The following is a 22,798-nucleotide window of genomic DNA, read 5'->3' on the forward strand; positions in this document are numbered from 1 at the left end:
GATGATCAGCGGAAGAACTCACCGGGTGTGGCGTCGAACTGCTGGCGGAAGGCGTTGATGAAGGCCGAGGTGGATTCGTAGCCGCAGGCCAATGCTACATCGGTCACGCGTTCGCCTTGTTCCAGGGCGGGCAGGGCGCTCAACAATCGCAGGCGCTGGCGCCACGCACGGAAGGTCAGGCCGGTGTCGCTCAGGAACAGCCGGCTGAGGGTTTTCTCGCTGACCGCCAGTTTCTGGCTCCACTGCCCCAGGGTGGTTTGCTGCTCCGGGTGCAGGTTCAGGCTGCGGTAAATCTGCCGCAAGCGGCTGTCGGCGGGCAGCGGCAACATCAGGTCGACCTGGGGCGCGGCGGCCAGTTGGTCCAGCACCACTTGGGCCAGCCGTCCATCCGGGCCATCCTCGGCGTATTCCACCGGCAATTCGCTGAAGCTGCGAATCAACTCGCGCAACAGGCTGCTCACCGCCAGCACCTGGCAGCGGTCGGCCGCCCAGGCGGTGACGCTGCAATCGAGGTACAGGCTGCGCATCTCGGTATGGGGCGAACTGAACACCCGGTGTGGCATGCCGGCCGGTATCCACACGGCCCGCTGGGGTGGCGCGACGAAGCGTCCTACGCTGGTCTGGATCTCCAGCACCCCGGATATTGCGTAGGACAACTGCACCCACGGGTGACTATGGCGGCGGGTCAGCGCGCGGTTGGGCAGGGATTCGGTGCGGCCATACACCGGCCTGGGCAGGCTGGAAAGCCCGGGCACGCTGCGGCGCACGGTTTTGTCATGTCCTTTTGGCGGCATTTACTGGCTCATTGGCGTTAGTCGGTAACAAGCCGTTACGTTAGAGTCGCGACGATGCTCTTGGCAACCCCTGGAAGATTGGCCTATGACCCGCCCACGCTTTTTACCTGACAACTTCACCCTGACCCTGGTGGCCACGGTGATCCTCGCGTCCCTGCTGCCCGCCAGCGGCCAGACCGCCGTGGCCTTTGGCTGGGTGACCAACCTGGCCATCGCGCTGCTGTTTTTCCTGCACGGCGCGAAACTGTCGCGCCAGGCCATTGTTGCCGGTGCGGGTCATTGGCGCCTGCACCTGCTGGTGTTCAGCCTGACCTTCGTGCTGTTTCCGTTGCTGGGCCTGGCGCTCAAGCCGGTGTTGTCGCCGCTGATCGGTAAAGACCTGTACATGGGCATGCTCTATTTGTGTGCGTTGCCCGCCACCGTGCAGTCGGCGATTGCCTTTACCTCGCTGGCCCGGGGCAATATCCCGGCGGCGATTTGCAGCGCGGCGGCGTCGAGCCTGTTCGGGATCTTCCTGACGCCATTGCTGGTGACGTTGCTGCTGAATGTGCATGGCGATGGCGGCTCCACCGTCGATGCGATCCTGAAAATCAGTGTTCAATTGTTGCTACCGTTCATCGCCGGGCAAATCGCCCGTCGCTGGATCGGCGAGTGGGTAGGGCGTAACAAATCCTGGCTGAAGTTCGTCGACCAGGGGTCGATTTTGCTGGTGGTCTACGGCGCCTTCAGCGAAGCGGTCAACGAAGGCATCTGGCACCAGATTCCGTTGTGGGAACTGGGTGGCCTGGTGGTGGCGTGCTGTGTGTTGCTGGCGCTGGTACTGGTGGCGTCCACGGTGCTGGGCAAGGCTTTTGGCTTCAGCCAGGAAGACCGGATCACCATCCTGTTCTGCGGCTCGAAGAAAAGCCTGGCCACCGGTGTGCCGATGGCCCAGGTGTTGTTTGCCGGGGCGAGCATGGGGGTGCTGATCTTGCCGCTGATGCTGTTTCACCAGATCCAGTTGATGGTCTGCGCGGCGCTGGCCCAGCGCTATGCCAAGCGTCCTGAGTCGATTCCCGAGCTGATGGGGCAAGTCGATCCCTGAATCGTCGTGTTACTATTTTTTGCGCGCGGCTCAAGGCCCGGCATCGGGCCGGCTTGATCTGCGCGCAAACGAGTACGACGACCTGTCAATGAGCATTTCCGCCGCAACACCTCAAGCCAACTGGCAACCGGTCTTCGCTCTCGCGTTGGCCGCTTTCGTTTTCAATACCACCGAATTTGTACCGGTCGGCCTGCTGAGTGCCATCGGCGCGAGCTTCGACATGCCCATCGCCAGCGTCGGCCTGATGCTGACCATCTATGCCTGGATCGTGTCCCTGACCTCGCTGCCGGTGATGCTGCTGACCCGTAACGTCGAGCGGCGCAAGCTGCTGATCGTGCTGTTCGGCATGTTTATCGCCAGCCATATCCTGTCCAGCGTGGCCACCAGCTTTGGCATCCTGATGCTCAGCCGGGTCGGCATTGCCCTGTCCCATGCGTTGTTCTGGTCGATTACTGCCTCCCTCGCGGTGCGTTTGGCGCCGGAGGGCAAGCAGGTGCAGGCCCTTGGGTTGCTGGCTACCGGTACTTCCCTGGCGATGGTTCTGGGTATTCCGCTGGGCCGCCTGCTGGGCGAAGCCATGGGCTGGCGCACCACCTTCCTGGTGATCGGCGCGTTTGCCGCCGGGCTGGTGTTCTGGCTGGCGCGCACCTTGCCGCTGCTGCCGAGCCAGAACTCCGGTTCGCTGCGCAGCTTGCCGCTGTTGTTCAAGCGCCCGGCGCTGGTGGCGTTGTATGTGCTGACGGCGATGGTGGTGACGGCGCAGTTCACTGCCTACAGTTATGTTGAGCCGTTTGTTGAAGGTGTTGCCGGTATGAGTGGCAATACGGTGACCCTGATCCTGCTGGTGTTTGGCGGCGCGGGAATTATTGGTTCGTTGTTGTTCAGCCTGGTGCATCGCTTTAATCCGCACCGGTTCCTGATCAGCGCGGTGACCATACTGGCGCTGTGCCTGGCGTTGTTGCTGCCGTTGAGTGGCGAGGTGTCGTACCTGGTGACCCTGAGTGTGTTCTGGGGCATGGCCATCATGGGTTTTGGCCTGGCGTTGCAATCGAAGGTGCTGGTGCTGGCGCCGGATGCCACGGATGTGGCGATGGCGATGTTTTCCGGGATCTACAACATCGGCATTGGTGGCGGGGCGTTGATGGGCAGTTGGGTGGGCAGCCACTTTGGTTTTGCCTGGATCGGCGCGGCGGGCGGGTTGCTGGCAGCGGTGGCGTTGATTGGGTATTGCCTGGCGATTTATCGGTTTGGGCAGGGTGTGGCGCGCAGCCCTCTGTAGGAGGTATTTTCATGGCAGTTCGTTTGATTAAACCGGCGGTATTCGCAGTGCTCGCCGGGTTTTCCGTGTTGTGGCTCAGCCCTGTGAGCCTGGCGGCCAGTTTTGACTGTGACCGGGCGAAGGCGGCTGACGAGAAAACCATCTGTGCCACGCGCTCCCTCAATGATCAGGACGTGACCATGGCGCTGCTTTATGACCTCAACCGGCACTTCATGGCCATGGGCGGGCGCGGTTCGTTGATGGATGATCAGGCAGCTTGGCTCAAGCAGCGGCATACCTGTGGCGCCCAAGTCAGTTGCCTGAGCAAAGCCTATACGCAGCGGATTGCGATGTTGCGTAGCTTCATTGATGAGCGGGTGATGACGAAAGGGCCGTTCTGAATAACGGGCATAAACGTACAACGCCGGCTAAAGTCAGTTTTCTCAACAGAGTCTGAAAGCACATCAACACACCGCAGCAGGTTTGCCATGGACGAAAAACCAGACGCGTTACACATAGCGGAAATTCCCTACGAGACCGGTGAGGTTCGATTCAGGTATTCGCGTTACCTGTCCGAGGACGGCACGCAATGGATTCGACATGGGCTTTTTCGCGCCTACCACCCAAACGGCAACCTGGCTTCCGAGGGGAATTACGTGGATGGCGCCGAACACGGCGACTGGCGGGACTACCACGACAATGGACAGGTGGCGGCGCAGGGCGTTTATGAGCGTGGCCAGGAAGTTGGGCTGTGGTCGTTCTGGGATGCAGATGGATCTCTGGAGGAGTCCTCATGACCACTGAGCTTGCAGCGTCGCTGCACGAAGAGATCCAGTCGTTATGCAGTGCAGGTGATCAATTGGCCGATGACGGCCGTTATGAAGAGGCCATCGAGCAATACAACAAGGCCTGGATCTTGATCCCCGAGCCGAAAAATGATTGGGAAGCCTCCACCTGGGTATTGGCTGCCATCGCTGATGCATGCTTTTTATCCGGATTCAACGGCTCAGCCCGGGATGCCTTGGACTATGCGATGACCTGTCCGGGCGGTCTCGGAAATCCGTTTTTACATCTGCGCCTGGGGCAGGTTTTGCTGGATCAGGGCCACGATGATCAGGCCGCCGATGAATTGATGCGGGCATACATGGGCGCAGGGGCCGAGATCTTTGACAACGAGGATGGGCGCTATCTGCGCTTTCTTGGCACGCGGGCAAATCTCTAGACGCGAGGGCGGGTGTTGATGTCCACGTTGGCAATGATCCGGCAGCAATGTTTGCTTTTGAATGGCGCGCGCGCCGTTGAGCCTGGGTTTCTTGATGAGGTGCAGAGCCACCTTGGCCTGGAGCTTGCGGATGATTTTCGTGAGGCTGCCGAGTTCTTCGATGGCTCTGGAATCTACGTTTTGCCCTTGCACGCAATAGGGTGGGCGCCTGCGCCGAATGTCCTGGACGAAACCAGACGTCTTCGAGAGCGTGCCGGGCTTGCGCGGCAGTTTTTGGTATTAGCCCAGCCGCCGGCCAGTTTGATCGTGATGGATTGCTCGGGCGGAGGCGGTCGGGTGATTTGGTGTGATGACGTGTATGTGTGCCGCCTGGGTAGGGAGGCCTTGTTGACTGCGCCGGATTCATGGCCGACGTATACCGCGTTTCTTGAATACCTGATCAGTGAAGAGCAGCAAGATCGTGTTGATCTGTCCGACGATAAAGCTTGATGCTACGAGCCTGGCTGAAGTCCGGCGAGAGGGTGACGCGGAGCGTCACGGTATGCATTCCCACGCAGAGCGTGGGAACGATCAAATGCTCAAAATTTGTTATGGGCTGTCCCAACCATAGTGAAAAATTGTTGGCTCACGACATTCTCCCTAATATCAGAATGCTTGATCCTACAGATCTTGTAATAATTTTAGATTGTAGGAAATTCCCGTTTCGCCTGTACGATTCAAGTCCCTTTCCCACAACAGGACCTGCATGAACACCCTCTCGGAGCCTCCCAGTCGTCTTTCCCCAAGACATGCACTGTCGCTGTTCCCGCTGATCGCCTGCCTCCAGGCCAGGCACCCCGTCTTCCGATTGCCTACCCTTACCCGGTCCCTCGACCGTGCGTTGCCGTGCCCGGCATTCTGAAAAACTTGAAGAGATACTGAAAAATGGAATGGTTAGCGGATCCAACGGCCTGGCTCGGCCTGTTGACTTTGATTGTGCTGGAGCTGGTGCTGGGCATCGACAACCTGGTGTTTATCGCGATCCTGGCGGACAAGCTGCCGCCGGAGCAGCGTGACCGTGCGCGTCTGATCGGTTTGTCCCTGGCGTTGCTGATGCGTCTGGGCCTGTTGGCAAGTATTTCCTGGTTGGTGACCCTGACCCAACCGCTGTTCGAGGTGTTCGACAAGAGTTTCTCGGGCCGTGACTTGATCATGCTGTTTGGTGGTGTGTTCCTGTTGTTCAAGGCCACCATGGAATTGCATGAGCGCCTTGAGGGGCATGTGGCTCAGCGCACTGGCAACGTGGCCTATGCGATGTTCTGGCCGATCGTTGCGCAGATTGTGGTGCTGGATGCGGTGTTCTCCCTCGATGCGGTGATTACCGCCGTGGGCATGGTGGATGAGCTGGCGGTGATGATGATCGCGGTGATCATTTCCATCGGCCTGATGATCATTGCCAGCAAGCCGCTGACCCGTTTCGTCAACGCCCACCCGACGGTGATCATGCTGTGCCTGGGCTTCCTGATGATGATCGGTTTTGCCCTGACGGCCGAAGGCCTGGGCTTCCACATTCCCAAAGGCTATCTGTACGCGGCCATCGGCTTCTCGATCCTGATCGAGCTGTTCAACCAGATCGCCCGGTCGCGCCGCAAGAAGTCGGCCCAGGGCACGCTGCCGAGGCGTGAGCGTACGGCCCACGCGGTGATGCGTTTGCTCGGCGGGCGTAATCTGGCAGTGGAGGAGATAGGTGAAGAGGTCGCCGACCTGCTGGATAACCCCGATGCCAACGGCGGGCCGCTGTTCGACCGGCGCGAGCGGGTGATGATCAGTGGCGTGCTGCAACTGGCTGAACGCCCGATCCGTACGCTGATGACGCCTCGGGCGAAGGTGGACTCTATAGATCTGTCGGACGATCCCGACACTATCCGCCTGAAACTGATGCATTCGTCTTACTCGCGCCTGCCCTTGATCCGCAACGGTAATGTCGACGAGCCATTGGGCTTTGTGCACAAGAAGGAGTTGCTCAAGGAATACCTGGCCGGTAACGAGCCGAACCTGGAGCACCTGGCGCGCCGGGCGGTCAACTTGCTGGAGAGTTTTTCGATTCTCAATGCCCTGGAGCAGATGCGTCAGGAGTCGACTCACATTGCCTTCGTGATCAACGAATTCGGCGACTTTATCGGGGTGTTGAGCATGACCGACATCCTCGAGTCCATCGCCGGTGAGTTGCCGGATGCGAGTGAGGTCGAAGGCCCGGATATCGTCGAGGAGGAGGGTGGTTTTCGCGTCAATGGCGCCTTGAACCTCAACCTGATCCGCCAGCGCACCGGCTTCAAGGCTGTGGCGACGGAGGATTACCAGACCCTGGCCGGGCTGGTGATGAGCCTGCTGGATCGACTGCCGGTGGTCGGTGACAGCCTGGAACATGAAGGCTGGCGCCTGACCGTGGCGGCGGTGGAGGAGCGGCGGGTCACGCAGGTGTTGCTGGCCCCTCTTTAACGGGTGAATTTCATTCGACGCTGGGCTGGCCTTTGGATAGCATCGCCGCTCACTGAACCGTTAAGGAAGGGTTACCCGAATGACTTTGGACGTGCTTAAGATTTCTGCATTCTGTGACGGCAACCAGGGCGGTAACCCTGCAGGTGTTTGGATCGGTGACAGCCTGCCGGAAGCTGTAGAAATGCAGCGTATCGCCCACGAAGTCGGGTTTTCGGAAACCGTATTCGCCTGCCCGCAGGATGACGGCTGGCGCGTGCGGTACTTCGCGCCGGAGTCCGAAGTCGCGTTTTGCGGGCACGCCACCATCGCCCTCGGTGCGGCCTTGAGCCTGGCGCTGGGCGATGGCGAATTCCACCTGACCTTGAACAACGGCGATATTTCCGTCAGCGGCCGCAGCGAAGGCGACCTGATCGAGGCCGCGCTGCAATCCCCGCCAACCCGCAGCGCACCGGCCAACGATGCCCTGGTAGACGCGGGCCTGACCTTGTTCGGTTACACCCGCAATGACCTGGACCCGAGCATTCCGCCAGCGATCATCCATGCCGGCATTTCCCACCTGGTGCTGGCGCTCGACAGCCGCGCCAAACTCAGCCAGATGCACTATGAACTGGAAGCCGGTCGCCGCTACATGACCGACGCCGGTTTGGGCACCGTGGTGCTGGTGTTTGCCGAAAGCCCGACGCTGTTCCACACCCGCAACCCGTTTGCGGTGGGCGGCGTGTACGAAGACCCGGCCACAGGTGCCGCGACCGCTGCCTTTGCCGGCTACCTGCGGGACCTGGGCTGGCCGCACAACGGGCGCATCGACATCATTCAAGGCGAGGACATGGGCAGCCGTTCGCGCCTGCAGGCGCAGATCACCGATGAGAAGGGTGCCTCGATTCGGGTTTCGGGGACGGCGCGGTTGATGTTGGAGGACTGATTCTGGTCCTGGCGAACGTCTCCCTCAGCGTTTTTTCGTCGAACCCCTCCAGCTTATTGATCATCTTGCCATTCTGGAAAACCAGCAGGGTAGGCGTGCCGGTAACCTCGGGATGCCTCGGGGTTCGGGCAGTGTCGAGCACCAGGCTTTTCACGGAGCTGGCGTATTTCCCGGCAATCCGTTCAAACAGTGGCCCGGCTTCCCCGCAGGCCGGGCAGTGCTGCGAAACAAACAGCATGAACACCGTTCTATGCGTCTTGAGCAACTGCTGATACTGCTCGGCATCGGCAATCACCGCCGTTGCAATTCCCATGATGATCTCCTTGAGCGAAAGGCCTGGCCCACGCTAATCCCGGCGATCAAAACCGTCTACTGTCAAAACTAACAGGTACCCACCTCCAAGTAGCCCATTGTGGCGAGGGAGCTTGCTCCCGCTGGGCTGCGCAGCAGCCCCAAAGCCTTCAGCGCTCCGCCCGCTCCCGAGCCTTCTTCGCCAACCCCACGCACTGCTTATAGTCACCCTGATCCTTGGCATCCTTGGCCCGACGATACCCATGATGATTCTGCGTGGTGTAGTTCGTACTGAACGCCGCCTTCAGCCTGACCAGCTCGGCCTTGCATTCGCGCCGGTCATCCTTGGCGAACACCTGGGTGGCAAATGCCAGCGACAACAACATAAGGACAAGACTGATCTTCATCTGAACGCGTTCCTTGGGGGGCTCGATCATCTGCCAAGACTAGCCCAGCCACGGAATTCTTCCATCCGGCCACTGCACCGCTTTCGTGCACGGTAACGACCCGCCCCCGCACCCAAATGTGGCCTGTCACCCCGGTGTGTAGCCAACGGTAGCAATCTGATTGCAGCGGCTGGCCCAGTGCCTTATCGCTTATAAAAATCTATCCCGTTGATTTAAAAAGAAATTAATCCCGAAATATTTTTCTGTTATTGCGTGTGGCACACTTTCTGCTGTCTATTCCGTTGTTACATACTAAGTTCCGGTATAGCGGAATACACAATCCCTGGAGTGCTTGTCATGCATCACCGACCTTCCGTGTTCAAAGCGTGTGTTTTTCTCTTCGCCGCATCGGCTTCCCTCGCCAGCGTAGTGCAGGCGGCGGACAGCAAGCTCGATACAGTGCTCAAGCGTGGGCACCTGATCGTGGGTACAGGCAGTACCAATGCGCCGTGGCACTTCCAGGGAGCGGATGGCAAGTTGCAGGGTTTTGACATCGACATCGGCCACATCGTGGCCAAGGGTCTGTTCAATGACCCGAGCAAAGTCGAATACGTGGTGCAGTCTTCCGATGCCCGCATTCCCAACCTGTTGACCGACAAGGTCGACATGAGCTGCCAGTTCATCACCGTCACGGCAAGCCGTGCGCAGCAGGTGGCCTTCACCCTGCCGTACTACCGCGAAGGTGTGGGCCTGCTGCTGCCGGCCAACAGCAAGTACAAGGAAATCGAAGACCTGCAGGCCGCCGGCGACAGCGTCACCGTGGCCGTGCTGCAAAACGTCTACGCCGAAGAGCTGGTGCACCAGGCATTGCCCAAAGCCAAGGTCGACCAGTACGACAGCGTCGACCTGATGTACCAGGCCGTGAACTCCGGGCGTGCCGACACCGCCGCCACCGACCAGTCCTCGGTCAAGTACCTGATGGTGCAAAACCCGGGCCGCTACCGCAGCCCGAGCTACGCCTGGAGCCCGCAAACCTATGCGTGCGCCGTCAAGCGTGGCGACCAGGACTGGCTGAACTTCGTCAACACCGCCCTGCATGAAGCCATGACCGGTGTGGAATTCCCAATGTACAAGGCCTCGTTCAAGCAATGGTTCGGTGTGGACCTGCCGGAGCCTGCGATCGGTTTCCCGGTTGAGTTCAAGTAATTCGTAAACCCTGGGGCGTCGCTGACGGCGCCCCAATCAGGTACTGCCGACCATGAACTATCAGTTGAACTTTGCCGCTGTGTGGCGCGATTTCCCCAGCTTGCTGGCGGGGCTCGGCCTCGGCCTTGAACTGGCACTGCTGTCCATCGCCATCGGTTGCGTGATCGGCCTGTTGATGGCGTTTGCGATGCTGTCCAAACACCGTGCGCTGCGCATCGTGGCCTCGGTGTATGTGACGGTGATCCGCAACACCCCGATCCTGGTGCTGATCCTGTTGATCTACTTCGCCTTGCCCAGCCTGGGTATCCGGCTGGACAAGATCCCTTCGTTCATCATCACCCTGTCGTTGTACGCCGGTGCCTACCTCACCGAGGTCTTTCGCGCAGGCCTGCTGAACATTCCCAAGGGGTTGCGTGAAGCGGGCCTGGCCATTGGCCTGGGCGAATGGCGTATCCGCGCGTACATCACCGTGCCGGTGATGCTGCGCAATGTGCTGCCGGCGCTGTCGAACAACTTCATTTCGCTGTTCAAGGACACCTCCCTGGCCGCCGCGATCGCGGTGCCGGAGCTGACCTATTACGCCCGCAAGATCAACGTCGAAAGCTACCGGGTGATTGAAACCTGGATGGTCACGACCGCGCTCTACGTGGCTGCCTGTTACCTCATTGCCATGCTGCTCCGTTACCTGGAACAGCGTTTGGCAATTCGCCGCTAAGGAGCGCCCATGTACGAATCCCCCAGCTGGCTGCATGAGTTGTGGATCGCCCGGGAAACCCTCTGGGCGGGGTTCCAGACCAGCGTCTACTGCTCGGCCCTGGCCATTATCTTCGGCACCCTGATCGGCATCGTCGCCGGCTTGGTACTGACCTACGGCAAATTCTGGATGCGCGCACCGTTTCGCCTGTACGTCGACCTGATCCGCGGTACGCCGGTATTTGTGCTGGTATTGGCGTGCTTCTACATGCTGCCGGCGCTTGGCTGGCAGATCACTGCGTTCCAGGCCGGTGCCGTGGGCCTGACGCTGTTCTGCGGCTCTCACGTTTCGGAAATCGTGCGCGGTGCATTGCAGGCCATTCCCAAGGGGCAACTGGAAGCGGGCAAGGCCATCGGCCTGACCTTCTACCAGTCTCTTGGCTACGTGCTGTTGCCCCAGGCCCTGCGGCAGATCCTGCCGACCTGGGTCAACTCGTCCACCGAAATCGTCAAGGCTTCCACCTTGCTGTCGGTGATCGGTGTGGCCGAGCTGCTCCTCAGCACCCAACAGGTCATCGCCCGGACGTTCATGACCCTGGAGTTCTACCTGTTTGCAGGCTTTATGTTTTTTGTCATCAACTACGCCATCGAATTGTTGGGGCGTTACATTGAAAAGCGGGTGGCGTTGCCATGAACCAACTCTCAAAAGAAAGCCAGCCACTGCTGAACATTCGCGGCCTGCGTAAACAGTACGGCCCGGTGGAAGTGCTCAAGGGCGTCGACCTGAGCATGCAGCGCGGCAACGTCGTGACATTGATCGGCTCCAGCGGCTCGGGCAAGACCACGCTGCTGCGCTGCGTCAACCTGCTGGAAGAATTCCAGGGCGGCCAGATCACCCTCGACGGTGAATCCATCGGCTACAGCGAGGTCGGCGGCAAGCGCGTGCGCCACCCGGAGCGGGTGATCTCCCAGCACCGCGCGATGACCGGCATGGCGTTCCAGCAGTTCAACCTGTTCCCGCACCTGACCGCCTTGCAGAACGTCACCCTGGGCCTGCTCAAGGTCAAGAAGATGGGCAAGGACGAAGCGGTTGCACTGGCGGAAAAATGGCTGGACCGTGTCGGCCTGCTGGAGCGCCGCAATCACTTCCCGGGCCAACTGTCGGGCGGCCAGCAACAGCGCGTGGCGATTGCCCGGGCGATTGCGATGAACCCGAGCCTGATGCTGTTCGACGAAGTCACCTCGGCCCTGGACCCGGAACTGGTGGGCGAAGTGCTCAGCGTAATCAAGGGTTTGGCGGAAGAGGGCATGACCATGTTGCTGGTCACCCACGAAATGCGCTTTGCCTATGAAGTCTCGGACAAGATCGTCTTCATGAACCAGGGCCGCATTGAAGAACAAGGGCCGCCGAAAGACATTTTCGAACGCCCGCAATCGCCGCGACTCGCGGAATTTCTCAAGAACATTCGTTTTTAAATCATCACTTCAGGAGATCCATTATGAGCATTACTCGTTACGGCACCGGCGCCACTGCAGGCGGCGGCCAGCCTCGTCCTTTCGCCCGCGCGGTGGAAGCGGATGGCTGGTTGTACGTGTCGGGCCAGGTGCCGGCGGTGGACGGTGAAATCATCACGGGCGGGATCGTCGAGCAGACCCACCAGACCATGCGCAACGTGGTGGCGATTCTCGAAGAAGCCGGCTACGACCTTGAAGACGTGGTGCGCGTCGGTGTATGGCTGGAAGACCCACGGGACTTCTGGAGCTTCAACAAAGTCTTCGGCGAATACTTCAACCCGGAACATGCTCCGGCGCGGGCGTGTGTGCAGGCGAACATGATGGTCGATTGCAAGGTTGAGATCGATTGCGTGGCCTACAAGAAAAAAGGCTAAATGCCCGTCTCTTGAGACCACAGGGGATCTGTGTTGATAGCTACATCTTCAAACGGGACCGACGACTGCCATGACCGAAGACACCATCAAACGCCGCGCCAAAGGCCTCGACCGGGCGTTCGATATCCTCGATTTCCTCAAGGAAATCGGCCAGCCCCTGCGCCCGAATGACATCGCCAGCGGCATCGGCAGCCCCAAATCCACGGTCTACGAACTGGTGGCTTCGCTGCTGGAACGGCGCATCCTCGAAACCGTCGGCAAGGACGGTCACGTCTACCTCGGCCGTCAGCTGTACTTCCTCGGCCAGGCCCACCTGCGCCATTTCGACCTGACCCGCGAAGCCGACCACGCCCTGCAGGAAATCGTCAGCCAAACCCACGAAACCGCCCAGATGTGCCTGCTCAATGGCCGCAAATACACCGTGGCCCTGATGCGCGAAGGCGAGCGGCATTTCCGCATTTCCTCAGACATCGGCGAGAACGCGCCGATCCCCTGGACCGCCTCCGGCCGCCTGCTGCTGGGCCACCTGAGCGACCAGCAAATCATCGACCTGATCGACTACGACGACTTCATCCTCCCGGACGGTCAGCGCCTGCCTCTGGAAACCTTCCTCGGACAAATCCGTCAGGCCACCCTCGACGGATTCTTCTCCTTCGACAGTGTCGCCGACACCTTTACCCACTGCTTTGCCGCCCCGGTTCGGGACGCCCAAGGCATCAGCATTGCGACCCTGTGCATCGTCGCCCCACGGGCCGATGCGATCAAAAACTACAACGACTACCGCCGGGTGCTGATCGACAGTGCGAACAACCTGGCCCGTCGCATCAACGAATAGGAAACCCTTATGTCTGCCTTCAATGCCGTTGAAAAAGGCGCCGCCGCCATCGGTGCACATCTGGTCCGTGACGTCAGCCTGCCAGCCCTGGTGTTGCACCGTGACGCCCTGGAACACAACATCCGCTGGATGCAGGATTTCGTCAGCAACAGCGGTGCGCAATTGGCGCCTCACGGCAAGACCAGCATGATGCCCGCGCTGTTCCAGCGGCAGATCGAGCAGGGCGCCTGGGGCATCACCCTGGCCAACGCCGTGCAGACCCGCGCTGCGTACGCCGGTGGGGTTCGCCGGGTGTTGATGGCCAACCAACTGGTGGGCGCGCCGAACATGGCGCTGATCGCCGACCTGCTGGCCGACCCCGAATTCGACTTCCACTGCATGGTCGACCACCCGGACAACGTCGCCGACCTGGGCCTGTTCTTCGCCGCCCGTGGCCTGCGCTTGAACGTGATGATCGAATACGGCGTGGTCGGCGGGCGTTGCGGTTGCCGCACCGAACAACAGGTGCTCGACCTGGCCAAGGCGATCAAGGCCCAGCCTGCGCTGGCCCTCACCGGCATCGAAGGCTACGAAGGGGTGATCCATGGCGAGCACGCCATCAGTGGCATCCGCGAATTCGCCGCCTCCCTGGTACGCCTGGCCGTCGACCTGCAAAACAGCGGCGCCTTCGACCTGGCCAAGCCCATCATTACCGCCTCGGGTTCGGCCTGGTACGACCTGATTGCCGAATCCTTCGAAGCCCAGAACGCCGCCGGCCGCTTCCTCAGCGTATTGCGCCCGGGCAGCTACGTGGCTCACGACCACGGCATCTACAAAGACGCGCAGTGCTGCGTACTGGACCGTCGCAGCGACCTCAACGAAGGCCTGCGCCCGGCGCTGGAGGTCTGGGCCCACGTGCAATCGCTGCCGGAGCCGGGCTTCGCGGTGATCGCCCTGGGCAAGCGCGACGTCGCCTACGACGCCGGCCTGCCGGTGCCGCTCAAGCGCTACAAGGCTGGCGTGCTGCCAGCCGAGGGTGATGACGTGACCGCGTGCAAGGTCACCGCCGTGATGGACCAGCATGCGTTCATGGTCGTCGCACCGGGGGTTGAGCTGCGCATTGGCGACATCATCTCCTTCGGCACATCCCACCCGTGCCTGACCTTCGACAAGTGGCAAGTGGGTAATCTGGTGGATGAGCAGTTGCAGGTGATCGAAAGCCTGCATACCTGCTTCTAGACCGAGTCGCGCCTTTCGCGAGCAAGCCCGCTCCCACATTCGACCGAGTTCCTTCAGTTGAAATGCATTCAAATGTGGGAGCGGGCTTGCTCGCGAAGAGGCCCTCCAGTACATCGAGAGACCCCAGGCATGAACACAAAACCCCGCATCGCCCTCATCGGCGAATGCATGATCGAACTGCAACACCGCGCCGACGGCAGCCTGCAACAAAGCTTCGGCGGCGACACCCTGAACGCCGCCGTCTACCTGCGCCGCGAGCTGGGTGAACCGAGCACCGTCGACTACGTCACCGCCCTGGGCGATGACAGCTTCAGCGATGCCATGTGCAAGCACTGGGCCGAAGAAGGCCTGGGCCTGGGCATGGTCCAGCGCCTGCCCGGGCGCCTGCCGGGTTTGTACTGCATCCAGACCGATGCCAACGGCGAGCGCAAATTCCTCTACTGGCGCAATGAAGCGGCCGTGCGCGACTGCTTCACCACACCGGCGGCCGAGCCGATCCTGGCAGCGTTGCCGACGTACGACGTGGTGTATTTCAGCGGCATCACCCTGGCGGTGCTGGGCGAAGTGGGCCGTGCGCGCCTGCTGGAAACCCTGGTCGAAACCCGCAAGCGCGGCGGCAAGGTGGTGTTCGACAACAACTACCGGCCACGCCTGTGGGCCAGCGTGGACGCCGCACGCGCGGCGTATCACGCGGTGTTGGCCGAGGTGGATATCGCCTTGCTGACTGAGGATGACGAACGCGCGTTGTTCGGCTATGAAGACAGCGAGCAGGTGTTTGCGGCGTACCCGACGATTGCCGAGGTGGTGCTCAAGCGCGGGGCGGATGCGTGTTTGATTCGCTGTGAGGGGGAGCGGTTCGAGGTGCCGGCGCTGGTGGTGGAGAAGGTGGTCGACACCACGGCGGCGGGGGATTCGTTCAGTGCGGCGTACCTGGCCAGTCGGCTCAAGGGCGGCTCGCCGCAGGATGCAGCACTGGCCGGGCATCGGTTGGCGAGCCGGGTGATTCAGGTGCCAGGTGCACTCATTCCCCGAGACTGACGCTGATCGTTCCCACGCTCCGCGTGGGAATGCAGCCAGGGACGCTCTGCGTCCCAAGAGCGGACGCAGAGCGTCAGGTGAGGCATTCCCACGCGGAGCGTGGGAACGATCAGCCATCAATCGCGGTAAAACACTTGCACCAGGTGATACCCGAACTTGCTCTTGATCGGCCCATGAACCACCTTCACGGGCTTCTTGAAGATCACCGCATCAATCACCCCCACCATCTGCCCCGGCCGCACTTCACCCAAATCACCGCCGCGCTTGGCGGAAGGGCAGGTGGAGTACTTCTTGGCCAACACATCAAACGCTTCGCCCTTGGCAATACGCTGCTTGAGCTGTTCGGCTTCCTCACTGGTTTTCACCAGAATGTGACGGGCTTGGGCTTTCATTGATCGGTCCTGATGTGAAACGGCGCGCGATTATGCCTGAAGTCAGGCCTCTGAGCTGATCATGCTGCGGATTTTGTTGGCCAGCAGGTCAATCGAAAACGGCTTGGCCACCATGTCCATGCCTTCCTCCAGGAACCCCTGGCGCTCGGCGGCTTTCTCGGCGTAACCGGTCATGAACAGCACCTTCAGGTCCGGCCGGTGTTGCCGGGCGATTTCCGCCAGTTGCCTGCCGTTCATCCCCGGCAAGCCCACATCAGTCACCAGCAAATCCACGCGCAAGTCGGACTCCAGCAACGGCAGCGCCGCCCGTGCATCCGCCGCCTGGTGTGCGGTGTAGCCCAGTTCATCCAGCACATTCACCACCAGCATCCGCACTGCCGGGTCGTCCTCGACCACCACCACGGCTTCGCCTTCCAGCGCTACCGGGGCTTCGCCCTGGGTAGCGGGCGTGGTCCGCTCCAGTGCCGTGCCATGCAGGCGCGGCAGGTACAGGCGCACGCAGGTGCCCTGGCCCGGTTCGCTTTGGATGGTCACGTGGCCGCCGGATTGCTGTGCAAACCCATAGATCATCGACAGCCCAAGCCCGGTACCCTGGCCGATGGGCTTGGTGGTGAAGAACGGGTCGAAGGCCTTGGCGAGGATTTTCGCGGTCATGCCGGCGCCGTTGTCGCTCACGCCGAGCATCACATAGTCGCCGGCCTTGACCGGTTCCAGGGTGGTGATGTCGGTGCCGTCGAGGTAGCTGTTGGCGGTCTCGATGCACAATTGCCCACCGTCGGGCATCGCATCGCGGGCGTTGATCACCAGGTTGAGCAGGGCGTTTTCCAGCTGGCTGGCGTCGGTGTTCACCGGCCACACGTCGGTGCCCAGTTGCACCTTGAGTTCGATGTGCGCGCCCTTGGTGCGGCGGAACAGGTCTTCCAGGGACGCCACCAATTGATTCGGGTCGACCGGCTTGCGGTCCAGGGATTGGCGGCGGGAGAAGGCCAGCAGGCGATGGGTCAGCGCAGCGGCGCGATGGGCCGAGGACACGGCGGCGTCGGTGAAACGGCCGATCTCGTCGCTGCGCCCGGCGGCGATATAGCGTTGCATCAGGTCCAGGCTGCCGATGATCCCGGTGAGCATGTTGTTGAAGTCATGGGCGATGCCGCCGGTGAGCTGGCCGACCGCTTCCATCTTCTGGGCATGGCGCAGGGCGTCTTCGGCACGCTCGCGCTCGAACATCTCGTTTTGCAGGCGCTGGTTGGCTTCGGCCAGGGCCTGGGTGCGCTGGCTGACGCGCTCTTCGAGGTTTTCGTTGAGGTGGCGCAGGGCTTCTTCGGTAAGTTTGCGCTCGGTCTCGTCGATCACAAAAATATAGAAACCGTTGACTGAACCGTCAGCGCTGAAACGCGGCAGGTACTTCATCAGCGCGTGGCGTGGCCGCCCGTCATGGTGCGGGGTGACGGTGACAAAACTGCAGGCCTTGCCCTTGAGCGCCGCCTCGATCTTGTCGACGCGCCCGGCATAGATTTCGTCGCCCACGACTTCGCGGATGCTCTTGCCGTACAACTCCTGCGGGGTCATGCCGTACCATTCCAGATAGGCACTGTTGTTCAGGCGAAAACGCTGCTCGTGGTCGACATAACCGATCAACACCGGCATGGCGTTGATGATCAGTTGCAGCTCGGTCTGGCTTTGGCGCAGGGCCTGTTCGGTGTGCTTGCGCTCGGTCAGGTCGAGGGCGGCGCCGAGAAAACGCGCCGGTCGGCCATGGTGGTCCTTGTAGCAGCGGCCCCGGGCAAACACCCAGCGCACTTCGCCGTCGGCGCGCTGCAGGCGGTATTCCTCGGCGTACTCGGTGCCGTGGGTGATGCAGTGCTTGATGCTGCGGGCCACCATGCCACGGTCTTCGGGGTGCACGCCTTGCAGGTAGTCGCTGATGGGCAGCAGGTCGGCGTCGCACGGGTCAACACCGTGCAGTTGGGCGAAATGGGCGTCGGCGATAAAGCGGTCTTCGCCGATATCCCAGTCCCAGGTGCCCACGGCATCGGTGGCGGCCAGGGCCAGCTGCAGGCGTTGCTCGGTGTTGCGCTGGGCCTTGAGGCTGTTCTCGGTGCGCTGCTGCAGTTCCAGGGCGATGCGCCGGCGCTCGTTGGTTTCGATGGCGGTAATCAGGATCCCGGCGACCTCGCCACGTTCGTCGCGGATCGGGCTGTAGGTCAGGTCGAGCCAGATCTCGGTGTCGCGGTCGTTGCGCTGCAGGACGAAACGCTGCTCGGTGAAGGTGCGCACCTGGCCCATGAGGACGGCGCTGTAGATCGGGTCGGTAAACGGCTTGAGCTCAGGCCAGATCAGGTCAGCCGGTTGGCCGAAGGCGGCCGGATGCTTGTTGCCCGCCAGCATTGCGAAGCCGTCATTGTAGATCTGGGTGAGTTCGGCGCCCCACAGCAACAGCATCGGCATCGGTGAATGGATCACGATGTCCACGGCTGTACGGAGGCTTTGCGGCCAATCAATGGCGTCACCGAGGGGGCTTCGTGCCCAGTCCAGCCGCGCAATCAGTGCTGCGGCCTCGCTGCCGGTGGGTGATACGTTCATGAAAATGCCCTGCGCGTAACGCTTGAAGAATGACAAAAGCCGATTATCCCGTGAGGAGTGATCGGCTTTCCACCCTCGAAAAATAGCATGCTTGAGGGGTTTGTCTTCAAATGAGTGCTTAAAGGCTAAAACGTTTCATCTTTCTGCCAGCTCCCGGCGATCACGAAATTGCTCCAGCGCCTCGGGGTTGGCCAGTGCGTCGGTGTTCTTCACCGCCTCGCCATGCACCACGTTGCGCACCGCCAGCTCGACGATCTTGCCGCTGATGGTGCGCGGGATATCCGTCACCGCGAGAATCTTCGCCGGCACGTGGCGCGGCGTGGTGTTGGCGCGGATCACCTGGCGGATCTGCTGCTCCAGGCCGTCGTCCAGTTCGATGCCATCGTTGAGGCGCACAAACAGCACCACCCGCACGTCATCCTGCCAGCGTTGGCCGATGGCCAGGCTTTCCAGGACCTGAGGCACTTTTTCCACCTGGCGATAGATCTCTGCGGTGCCGATGCGCACGCCGCCGGGGTTGAGCACGGCGTCCGAGCGGCCATGGATCAGCAGGCTGCCGTTGGGCCGCTGTTCGGCGTAGTCACCCTGGGCCCACACGCCGGGGAACTGGCTGAAATACGAAGCCCGCAGTTTTTCCTGGTGCGGGTCATTCCACAGGCCGATGGGCATTGCCGGGAAGTGCCGGGTGCACACCAGTTCGCCTTTTTCGCCCACCAGCGGGTGGCCCTGGTCGTCCCACACTTCGATAGCCATTGCCAGGCTCTTGCACTGCATCTCGCCACGGCGCACCGGCAGCACCGGGTTGCCGATCACGAAGCAGGACACGATGTCGGTGCCGCCCGACATCGACGACAGGCACAGCTCGGGCTTGATCTCGCGGTACACGTAGTCGTAGCTCTGGGGCGACAGCGGTGAGCCGGTAGAAATCAGGCCCTTGAGGCTGCCCAGGTCATGGCTCAGCCGCGGTTGCAGCCCGGCCTTTTCCAGGGTGGCGAGGAACTTCGGGCTGGTGCCGAACACGCTGATTTTTTCCTGGTCGATCAGGTCCATCAGGCGTTCCGGCCCCGGGTGAAACGGCGAGCCGTCATACAGCACCGCCGTGGCGCCGATGGCCAGTACCGACACCAGCCAGTTCCACATCATCCAGCCGCAGGTGGTGTAGTAGAACAGGCAGTCGTCCCGCGACAGGTCGGCGTGCAGGCCGTGTTCCTTGAGGTGGGTGAGCAGCACGCCGCCGGTGCCGTGGATGATGCACTTGGGCACGCCGGTGGTGCCGCTGGAATAGAGGATGTACAGCGGATGATCGAAGGGCACGGCGACGAAATCGGGCTCACCGCCGGGGCTGTAGAAGTCGTTCCAGAGCGCGACGTTGGCCCGGGTCTGATACTCCTCGGGACGCGCCTGCGGGCGGGCATACGGCACGATGATCAGTTGTTGCAGGGACGGCAGCCGTTCGAGGATTTCATTGAGCTTGCTGCTTTGGTCGATGACCTTGCCGGCGTAGCGGTAACCGGCGCAGGTGATCAGCACCTTGGGTTCTATCTGGCCGAAGCGGTCGATCACGCCCTGGGTGCCGAAGTCCGGCGAGGAGCACGACCAGATGGCGCCGAGGCTGGTGGTGGCGAGCATGCCCACCAGGGTTTGCCAGGTGTTGGGCATGCACGCGGCCACCCGGTCCCCTACGCCCACGCCGGCCGCCCGCAGGCTGCGTTGCAGGCCGGCGACATGGCGGGCCAGTTCGGCGTAGGTCAGTTGCTCGCGCTGGCCGTCTTCGCTGATCGCGACCACGGCGGGGTGATCGTCGCGGCGGCGCAGCAGGTGTTCGGCAAAGTTCAGGGTAGCGCCGGGAAACCACTGGGCGCTGGGCATCTCGGCGTCTTCGATCAGCACCGCGCTGGGCGGCGTGCGGAACTGCACCTCAAAAAACTCGACAATCGACTGCCAGAAGTCCGGGCGCTGGTCGATGCTCCACTGGTGCAGGGCCGGGTAGTCGCCGATCTGCAAGGCATGGCGATCATTGATGAAGCGCCGGAACTGATCCATCCGGGTGTTGTGGATGCGTTCGGGGGAGGGTTGCCAGAGTATTTCGGACATAAGGAAATCTCTTTTTTATTATCTGATCTATCTAACGACACCGATCAAAATGTGGGAGCGGGCTTGCTCGCGAATGCGGTGGGTCAGTTCCAGATGTGTTAACTGATACACCGCATTCGCGAGCAAGCCCGCTCCCACATTTGAGCTGCGGTGTCTTGGGAATCGTCGTTTACTGGGCCAGCCAGCCACCGTCGATATTCCACGCCGCGCCCCGCACCTGGCTGCCGGCTTCGCTGCACAGGAACAGCACCAGCTCCCCCAATTGCGGCGGTGTCACGAACTCCAGCGACGGCTGCTTCTCCGCCAGCAAATCCTGCTGTGCCTGCTGTGGGTCAACTCCGCTGGCAATGCGGTCATCAATCTGCTTCTGCACCAGCGGCGTCAGCACCCAGCCCGGGCAGATGGCATTGCAGGTGACATTACTCTGGGCGGTTTCCAGGCCCACCACCTTGGTCAGCCCGATCACCCCGTGCTTGGCAGCGACGTAAGCCGCCTTGCCCACCGAACCCACCAGCCCATGCACCGAGGCGATATTGACGATCCGCCCCCAACCCTTGGCTTTCATGCCCGGCAGGCTCAGACGCGTGCTGTGGAACACCGACGACAGGTTGATCGCAATGATCGAATCCCAGCGCTCCACCGGGAATTCGTCCACCGGCGCCACATGCTGGATCCCGGCGTTGTTCACCAGAATGTCGATGCCGCCAAACTCGCGCTCGGCGTAGGCGATCATCTCGGCGATCTGCGCCGGGTCGCTGACGTCGGCCGGATGATGCCCGACCTTGCCGCCGAAGGCCTGCACCTGGGCGATCACCGCGCTGGCATCGCCGAAGCCGTTGAGGATCAGGTTGGCGCCGGCCTTGGCCAGGCTCAGGGCAATGCCCAGGCCGATGCCGCTGGTGGAACCGGTGACCAGGGCGGTCTTGCCGTTCAATGTCGTCATATCAACCTCACACAATGCCGGTGGCGTAGAAAGTACCAATCACCACGAACACCGCGAGGGTCTTGATGATCGTGATGCCGAAAATATCTTTATAGGCTTCGCGGTGGGTCAGCCCGGTGACCGCCAGCAGCGTGATCACGGCGCCGTTGTGGGGCAGGGTGTCCATGCCGCCGCTGGCCATGGCCGCGACCCGGTGCAGTACTTCAAGGGGGATATTGGCCGCATGGGCCGCTGAAATAAAGCTCTCCGACATGGCCGCCAGCGCGATGCTCATGCCGCCCGAGGCGGAACCGGTGATGCCGGCCAGCAGGGTCACGGTAATCGCTTCGTTGACCAGTGGGTTGGGAATGCCCTTGAGCCAGTCCGCCAGCACCAGGAAGCCCGGCAGCGAGGCGATCACCGCACCAAAACCGTATTCCGAAGCGGTGTTCATCGCCGCCAGCAGCGCGCCGCTGACGGCACTCTTGCTGCCCTCGGCGAGCTTGCTGCGAATCGCCGAGAAGCCGAACACCAGTACCACGATAATCCCCACCAGCAACGCCGCCTGCACCGCCCAGATTGCCGTGAGCTTGGCGACTTCGGTCTGCACCGGCGCGCTCATGCCCGGCAGGCTGAGGGTGTGGGTCTTGCCGTACCACAGCGGAATCCAGTGGGTGAACAGCAGGTTCATGATGCCCACCAGCAGCAGCGGCGACAGGGCGATCCAAGGGTTGGGCAGCTTGATGTCTTCGGCGGTTTCCGGCTCGTTGCGCAGCTCGGTCCCATAGCCTTCACCGGCGCGCTGGGCCTTGTTGCGCTGGCGGGCCAGGTACAGCATGCCGGCGCAGAACACGAAGATCGTGCCGATCAGCCCCAGCCACGGCGCGGCCCAGGCGGTGGTGTTGAAGAAGGTGCTGGGGATGATGTTCTGGATCTGCGGCGTGCCGGGCAGGGCGTCCATGGTGAACGAGAACGCGCCGAGGGCGATGGTCGCCGGCAGCAAGCGCTTGGGGATATTGCTCTGGCGGAACATCTCGGCCGCAAACGGGTACACCGCGAACACCACCACGAACAGCGACACGCCGCCGTAGGTCAGCAGGGCGCACACCAGCACGATCACCAGCATCGCCTGGCGCGTGCCGAGCAACTGGATCGCGGCGGCGACGATTGAGCGCGAGAAGCCGGAGATTTCAATCAGCTTGCCGAACACCGCGCCGAGCAGGAATACCGGGAAATACAGCTTGAGGAAGCCGACCATTTTCTCCATGAACACCCCGGTGAACGCGGGAGCGACGGCGGAAGGGTCGGTGAGCAGCACAGCGCCGAGGGCGGCGATGGGGGCGAACAGGATGACGCTGTAGCCACGGTAGGCGGCCAGCATCAGCAGCGCCAGGGCGGCGAGGGCAATGATCACACTCATGGTGTGTCTCCATCTGATTGTTATTTTTGTGGGGGTGAGGCGGTGGGGAGGGGCTTTAGCGAGATGTGTGCCAAGT

23 protein-coding genes and 1 pseudogene are annotated in these 22,798 nt (G+C 61.7%); 16 read left to right on the forward strand and 8 right to left on the reverse strand.

What is annotated here, in order from left to right; genetic code table 11:
• Positions 1–5: 5 nt before the first annotated feature.
• The gene (locus HX873_RS27305; protein ID WP_003207977.1) at positions 6–794 is read right to left on the reverse strand and encodes a helix-turn-helix domain-containing protein; all 789 of its coding nucleotides are present in this window, start codon (positions 792–794) and stop codon (positions 6–8) included.
• A gap of 85 nt (positions 795–879) precedes the next feature.
• On the opposite strand from HX873_RS27305, the gene HX873_RS27310 reads away from it, so the two are divergent.
• From HX873_RS27310 to HX873_RS27345, 8 genes are all read left to right on the forward strand, one after another.
• Positions 880–1,878 carry a bile acid:sodium symporter family protein gene (locus HX873_RS27310; RefSeq protein WP_087694198.1) on the forward strand — a complete coding sequence of 333 codons (999 nt, stop codon included), beginning with the start codon at positions 880–882 and terminating at the stop codon, positions 1,876–1,878.
• An 88-nt stretch (positions 1,879–1,966) separates the two neighbouring features.
• Positions 1,967–3,157, forward strand: coding sequence for a sugar transporter (locus tag HX873_RS27315; protein WP_003207980.1), 1,191 nt, complete (start codon positions 1,967–1,969; stop codon positions 3,155–3,157).
• Between the two features lie 11 nt (positions 3,158–3,168).
• Positions 3,169–3,537, forward strand: coding sequence for a lysozyme inhibitor LprI family protein (locus tag HX873_RS27320; RefSeq protein ID WP_177123486.1), 369 nt, complete (start codon positions 3,169–3,171; stop codon positions 3,535–3,537).
• A 192-nt stretch (positions 3,538–3,729) separates the two neighbouring features.
• Positions 3,730–3,933 carry a toxin-antitoxin system YwqK family antitoxin gene (locus tag HX873_RS27325; RefSeq protein WP_371132908.1) on the forward strand — a complete coding sequence of 68 codons (204 nt, stop codon included), beginning with the start codon at positions 3,730–3,732 and terminating at the stop codon, positions 3,931–3,933.
• On the forward strand, positions 3,930–4,358 hold the full coding sequence (locus HX873_RS27330) for a hypothetical protein (protein ID WP_003207983.1): 429 nt from the start codon (positions 3,930–3,932) through the stop codon (positions 4,356–4,358). The genes HX873_RS27325 and HX873_RS27330 overlap by 4 nt, the downstream gene beginning before the upstream one ends.
• 18 nt (positions 4,359–4,376) lie before the next feature.
• Complete coding sequence (locus HX873_RS27335) at positions 4,377–4,847, forward strand: hypothetical protein (protein WP_177123487.1); 471 nt, start codon at positions 4,377–4,379, stop codon at positions 4,845–4,847.
• Between the two features lie 435 nt (positions 4,848–5,282).
• Positions 5,283–6,836 carry a TerC family protein gene (locus HX873_RS27340; RefSeq protein ID WP_177123488.1) on the forward strand — a complete coding sequence of 518 codons (1,554 nt, stop codon included), beginning with the start codon at positions 5,283–5,285 and terminating at the stop codon, positions 6,834–6,836.
• A gap of 79 nt (positions 6,837–6,915) precedes the next feature.
• Positions 6,916–7,758: a PhzF family phenazine biosynthesis protein gene (locus tag HX873_RS27345; protein WP_177123489.1), complete on the forward strand. Its 843-nt coding sequence runs from the start codon at positions 6,916–6,918 to the stop codon at positions 7,756–7,758.
• Here the strand turns inward: HX873_RS27345 and HX873_RS27350 are convergent.
• Positions 7,694–8,071 (reverse strand): co-chaperone YbbN, encoded by a 378-nt coding sequence (locus tag HX873_RS27350; protein WP_083853230.1) that lies wholly within the window; start codon positions 8,069–8,071, stop codon positions 7,694–7,696. The two genes, HX873_RS27345 and HX873_RS27350, sit on opposite strands and share 65 nt — an antisense overlap.
• 148 nt (positions 8,072–8,219) lie before the next feature.
• Positions 8,220–8,456 carry a hypothetical protein gene (locus HX873_RS27355; RefSeq protein WP_003207990.1) on the reverse strand — a complete coding sequence of 79 codons (237 nt, stop codon included), beginning with the start codon at positions 8,454–8,456 and terminating at the stop codon, positions 8,220–8,222.
• Between the two features lie 336 nt (positions 8,457–8,792).
• Here HX873_RS27355 and HX873_RS27360 point away from each other — a divergent pair, with 336 nt between their 5' ends.
• The 8 genes from HX873_RS27360 (at position 8,793) to HX873_RS27395 (ending at position 15,314) form a co-directional block, all read left to right on the forward strand.
• Positions 8,793–9,641, forward strand: coding sequence for a transporter substrate-binding domain-containing protein (locus tag HX873_RS27360; protein ID WP_003207992.1), 849 nt, complete (start codon positions 8,793–8,795; stop codon positions 9,639–9,641).
• A 52-nt stretch (positions 9,642–9,693) separates the two neighbouring features.
• On the forward strand, positions 9,694–10,356 hold the full coding sequence (locus HX873_RS27365; RefSeq protein WP_003207993.1) for an amino acid ABC transporter permease: 663 nt from the start codon (positions 9,694–9,696) through the stop codon (positions 10,354–10,356).
• A 9-nt stretch (positions 10,357–10,365) separates the two neighbouring features.
• Complete coding sequence (locus HX873_RS27370) at positions 10,366–11,028, forward strand: amino acid ABC transporter permease (protein WP_003207996.1); 663 nt, start codon at positions 10,366–10,368, stop codon at positions 11,026–11,028.
• Complete coding sequence (locus tag HX873_RS27375; protein ID WP_003207998.1) at positions 11,025–11,810, forward strand: amino acid ABC transporter ATP-binding protein; 786 nt, start codon at positions 11,025–11,027, stop codon at positions 11,808–11,810. The genes HX873_RS27370 and HX873_RS27375 overlap by 4 nt, the downstream gene beginning before the upstream one ends.
• Positions 11,811–11,833: 23 nt before the next feature.
• Entirely contained in the window at positions 11,834–12,223 is a 390-nt protein-coding gene (locus HX873_RS27380; RefSeq protein WP_177123490.1) for a RidA family protein, read from the forward strand.
• 70 nt (positions 12,224–12,293) lie between these two features.
• Complete coding sequence (locus HX873_RS27385) at positions 12,294–13,058, forward strand: IclR family transcriptional regulator (RefSeq protein ID WP_003208002.1); 765 nt, start codon at positions 12,294–12,296, stop codon at positions 13,056–13,058.
• A gap of 9 nt (positions 13,059–13,067) precedes the next feature.
• On the forward strand, positions 13,068–14,276 hold the full coding sequence (locus HX873_RS27390) for an amino acid deaminase (protein WP_003208003.1): 1,209 nt from the start codon (positions 13,068–13,070) through the stop codon (positions 14,274–14,276).
• 129 nt (positions 14,277–14,405) lie between these two features.
• Positions 14,406–15,314: a sugar kinase gene (locus tag HX873_RS27395; RefSeq protein WP_177123491.1), complete on the forward strand. Its 909-nt coding sequence runs from the start codon at positions 14,406–14,408 to the stop codon at positions 15,312–15,314.
• A gap of 116 nt (positions 15,315–15,430) precedes the next feature.
• On the opposite strand, the pseudogene HX873_RS27400 reads toward HX873_RS27395, so the two are convergent.
• From HX873_RS27400 to HX873_RS27420, 5 genes and pseudogenes are all read right to left on the reverse strand, one after another.
• Positions 15,431–15,721, reverse strand: a pseudogene (locus HX873_RS27400) (peptidylprolyl isomerase); the annotation flags it as partial.
• A 27-nt stretch (positions 15,722–15,748) separates the two neighbouring features.
• Positions 15,749–18,286, reverse strand: coding sequence for a PAS domain-containing protein (locus HX873_RS27405; protein ID WP_023658930.1), 2,538 nt, complete (start codon positions 18,284–18,286; stop codon positions 15,749–15,751).
• Between the two features lie 135 nt (positions 18,287–18,421).
• Positions 18,422–20,380, reverse strand: a complete 1,959-nt coding sequence (locus HX873_RS27410) for an acetoacetate--CoA ligase (protein WP_177123492.1) — start codon at positions 20,378–20,380, stop codon at positions 18,422–18,424.
• Between the two features lie 169 nt (positions 20,381–20,549).
• Entirely contained in the window at positions 20,550–21,323 is a 774-nt protein-coding gene (locus HX873_RS27415) for a 3-hydroxybutyrate dehydrogenase (RefSeq protein WP_008436986.1), read from the reverse strand.
• A gap of 7 nt (positions 21,324–21,330) precedes the next feature.
• The gene (locus HX873_RS27420) at positions 21,331–22,722 is read right to left on the reverse strand and encodes a GntP family permease (protein ID WP_102369337.1); all 1,392 of its coding nucleotides are present in this window, start codon (positions 22,720–22,722) and stop codon (positions 21,331–21,333) included.
• Positions 22,723–22,798 lie beyond the last annotated feature (76 nt).

This window comes from Pseudomonas sp. P7758 (genome assembly GCF_013386485.1).
Lineage (GTDB): Bacteria > Pseudomonadota > Gammaproteobacteria > Pseudomonadales > Pseudomonadaceae > Aquipseudomonas.

Excerpts from the sequence above, each read along its gene's own strand:
- HX873_RS27420 (WP_102369337.1), bottom strand. The coding sequence starts at position 22,722 with ATGAGTGTGATCATTGCCCTCGCCGCCCTGGCGCTGCTGATGCTGGCC.
- HX873_RS27365 (WP_003207993.1), top strand. The coding sequence starts at position 9,694 with ATGAACTATCAGTTGAACTTTGCCGCTGTGTGGCGCGATTTCCCCAGC.
- HX873_RS27410 (WP_177123492.1), bottom strand. The coding sequence starts at position 20,380 with ATGTCCGAAATACTCTGGCAACCCTCCCCCGAACGCATCCACAACACC.
- HX873_RS27385 (WP_003208002.1), top strand. The coding sequence starts at position 12,294 with ATGACCGAAGACACCATCAAACGCCGCGCCAAAGGCCTCGACCGGGCG.
- HX873_RS27350 (WP_083853230.1), bottom strand. The coding sequence starts at position 8,071 with ATGGGAATTGCAACGGCGGTGATTGCCGATGCCGAGCAGTATCAGCAG.
- HX873_RS27355 (WP_003207990.1), bottom strand. The coding sequence starts at position 8,456 with ATGAAGATCAGTCTTGTCCTTATGTTGTTGTCGCTGGCATTTGCCACC.
- HX873_RS27370 (WP_003207996.1), top strand. The coding sequence starts at position 10,366 with ATGTACGAATCCCCCAGCTGGCTGCATGAGTTGTGGATCGCCCGGGAA.
- HX873_RS27315 (WP_003207980.1), top strand. The coding sequence starts at position 1,967 with ATGAGCATTTCCGCCGCAACACCTCAAGCCAACTGGCAACCGGTCTTC.
- HX873_RS27320 (WP_177123486.1), top strand. The coding sequence starts at position 3,169 with ATGGCAGTTCGTTTGATTAAACCGGCGGTATTCGCAGTGCTCGCCGGG.
- HX873_RS27360 (WP_003207992.1), top strand. The coding sequence starts at position 8,793 with ATGCATCACCGACCTTCCGTGTTCAAAGCGTGTGTTTTTCTCTTCGCC.
- HX873_RS27340 (WP_177123488.1), top strand. The coding sequence starts at position 5,283 with ATGGAATGGTTAGCGGATCCAACGGCCTGGCTCGGCCTGTTGACTTTG.
- HX873_RS27305 (WP_003207977.1), bottom strand. The coding sequence starts at position 794 with ATGCCGCCAAAAGGACATGACAAAACCGTGCGCCGCAGCGTGCCCGGG.
- HX873_RS27390 (WP_003208003.1), top strand. The coding sequence starts at position 13,068 with ATGTCTGCCTTCAATGCCGTTGAAAAAGGCGCCGCCGCCATCGGTGCA.
- HX873_RS27415 (WP_008436986.1), bottom strand. The coding sequence starts at position 21,323 with ATGACGACATTGAACGGCAAGACCGCCCTGGTCACCGGTTCCACCAGC.
- HX873_RS27380 (WP_177123490.1), top strand. The coding sequence starts at position 11,834 with ATGAGCATTACTCGTTACGGCACCGGCGCCACTGCAGGCGGCGGCCAG.
- HX873_RS27375 (WP_003207998.1), top strand. The coding sequence starts at position 11,025 with ATGAACCAACTCTCAAAAGAAAGCCAGCCACTGCTGAACATTCGCGGC.
- HX873_RS27330 (WP_003207983.1), top strand. The coding sequence starts at position 3,930 with ATGACCACTGAGCTTGCAGCGTCGCTGCACGAAGAGATCCAGTCGTTA.
- HX873_RS27310 (WP_087694198.1), top strand. The coding sequence starts at position 880 with ATGACCCGCCCACGCTTTTTACCTGACAACTTCACCCTGACCCTGGTG.
- HX873_RS27335 (WP_177123487.1), top strand. The coding sequence starts at position 4,377 with ATGTCCACGTTGGCAATGATCCGGCAGCAATGTTTGCTTTTGAATGGC.
- HX873_RS27395 (WP_177123491.1), top strand. The coding sequence starts at position 14,406 with ATGAACACAAAACCCCGCATCGCCCTCATCGGCGAATGCATGATCGAA.
- HX873_RS27405 (WP_023658930.1), bottom strand. The coding sequence starts at position 18,286 with ATGAACGTATCACCCACCGGCAGCGAGGCCGCAGCACTGATTGCGCGG.
- HX873_RS27345 (WP_177123489.1), top strand. The coding sequence starts at position 6,916 with ATGACTTTGGACGTGCTTAAGATTTCTGCATTCTGTGACGGCAACCAG.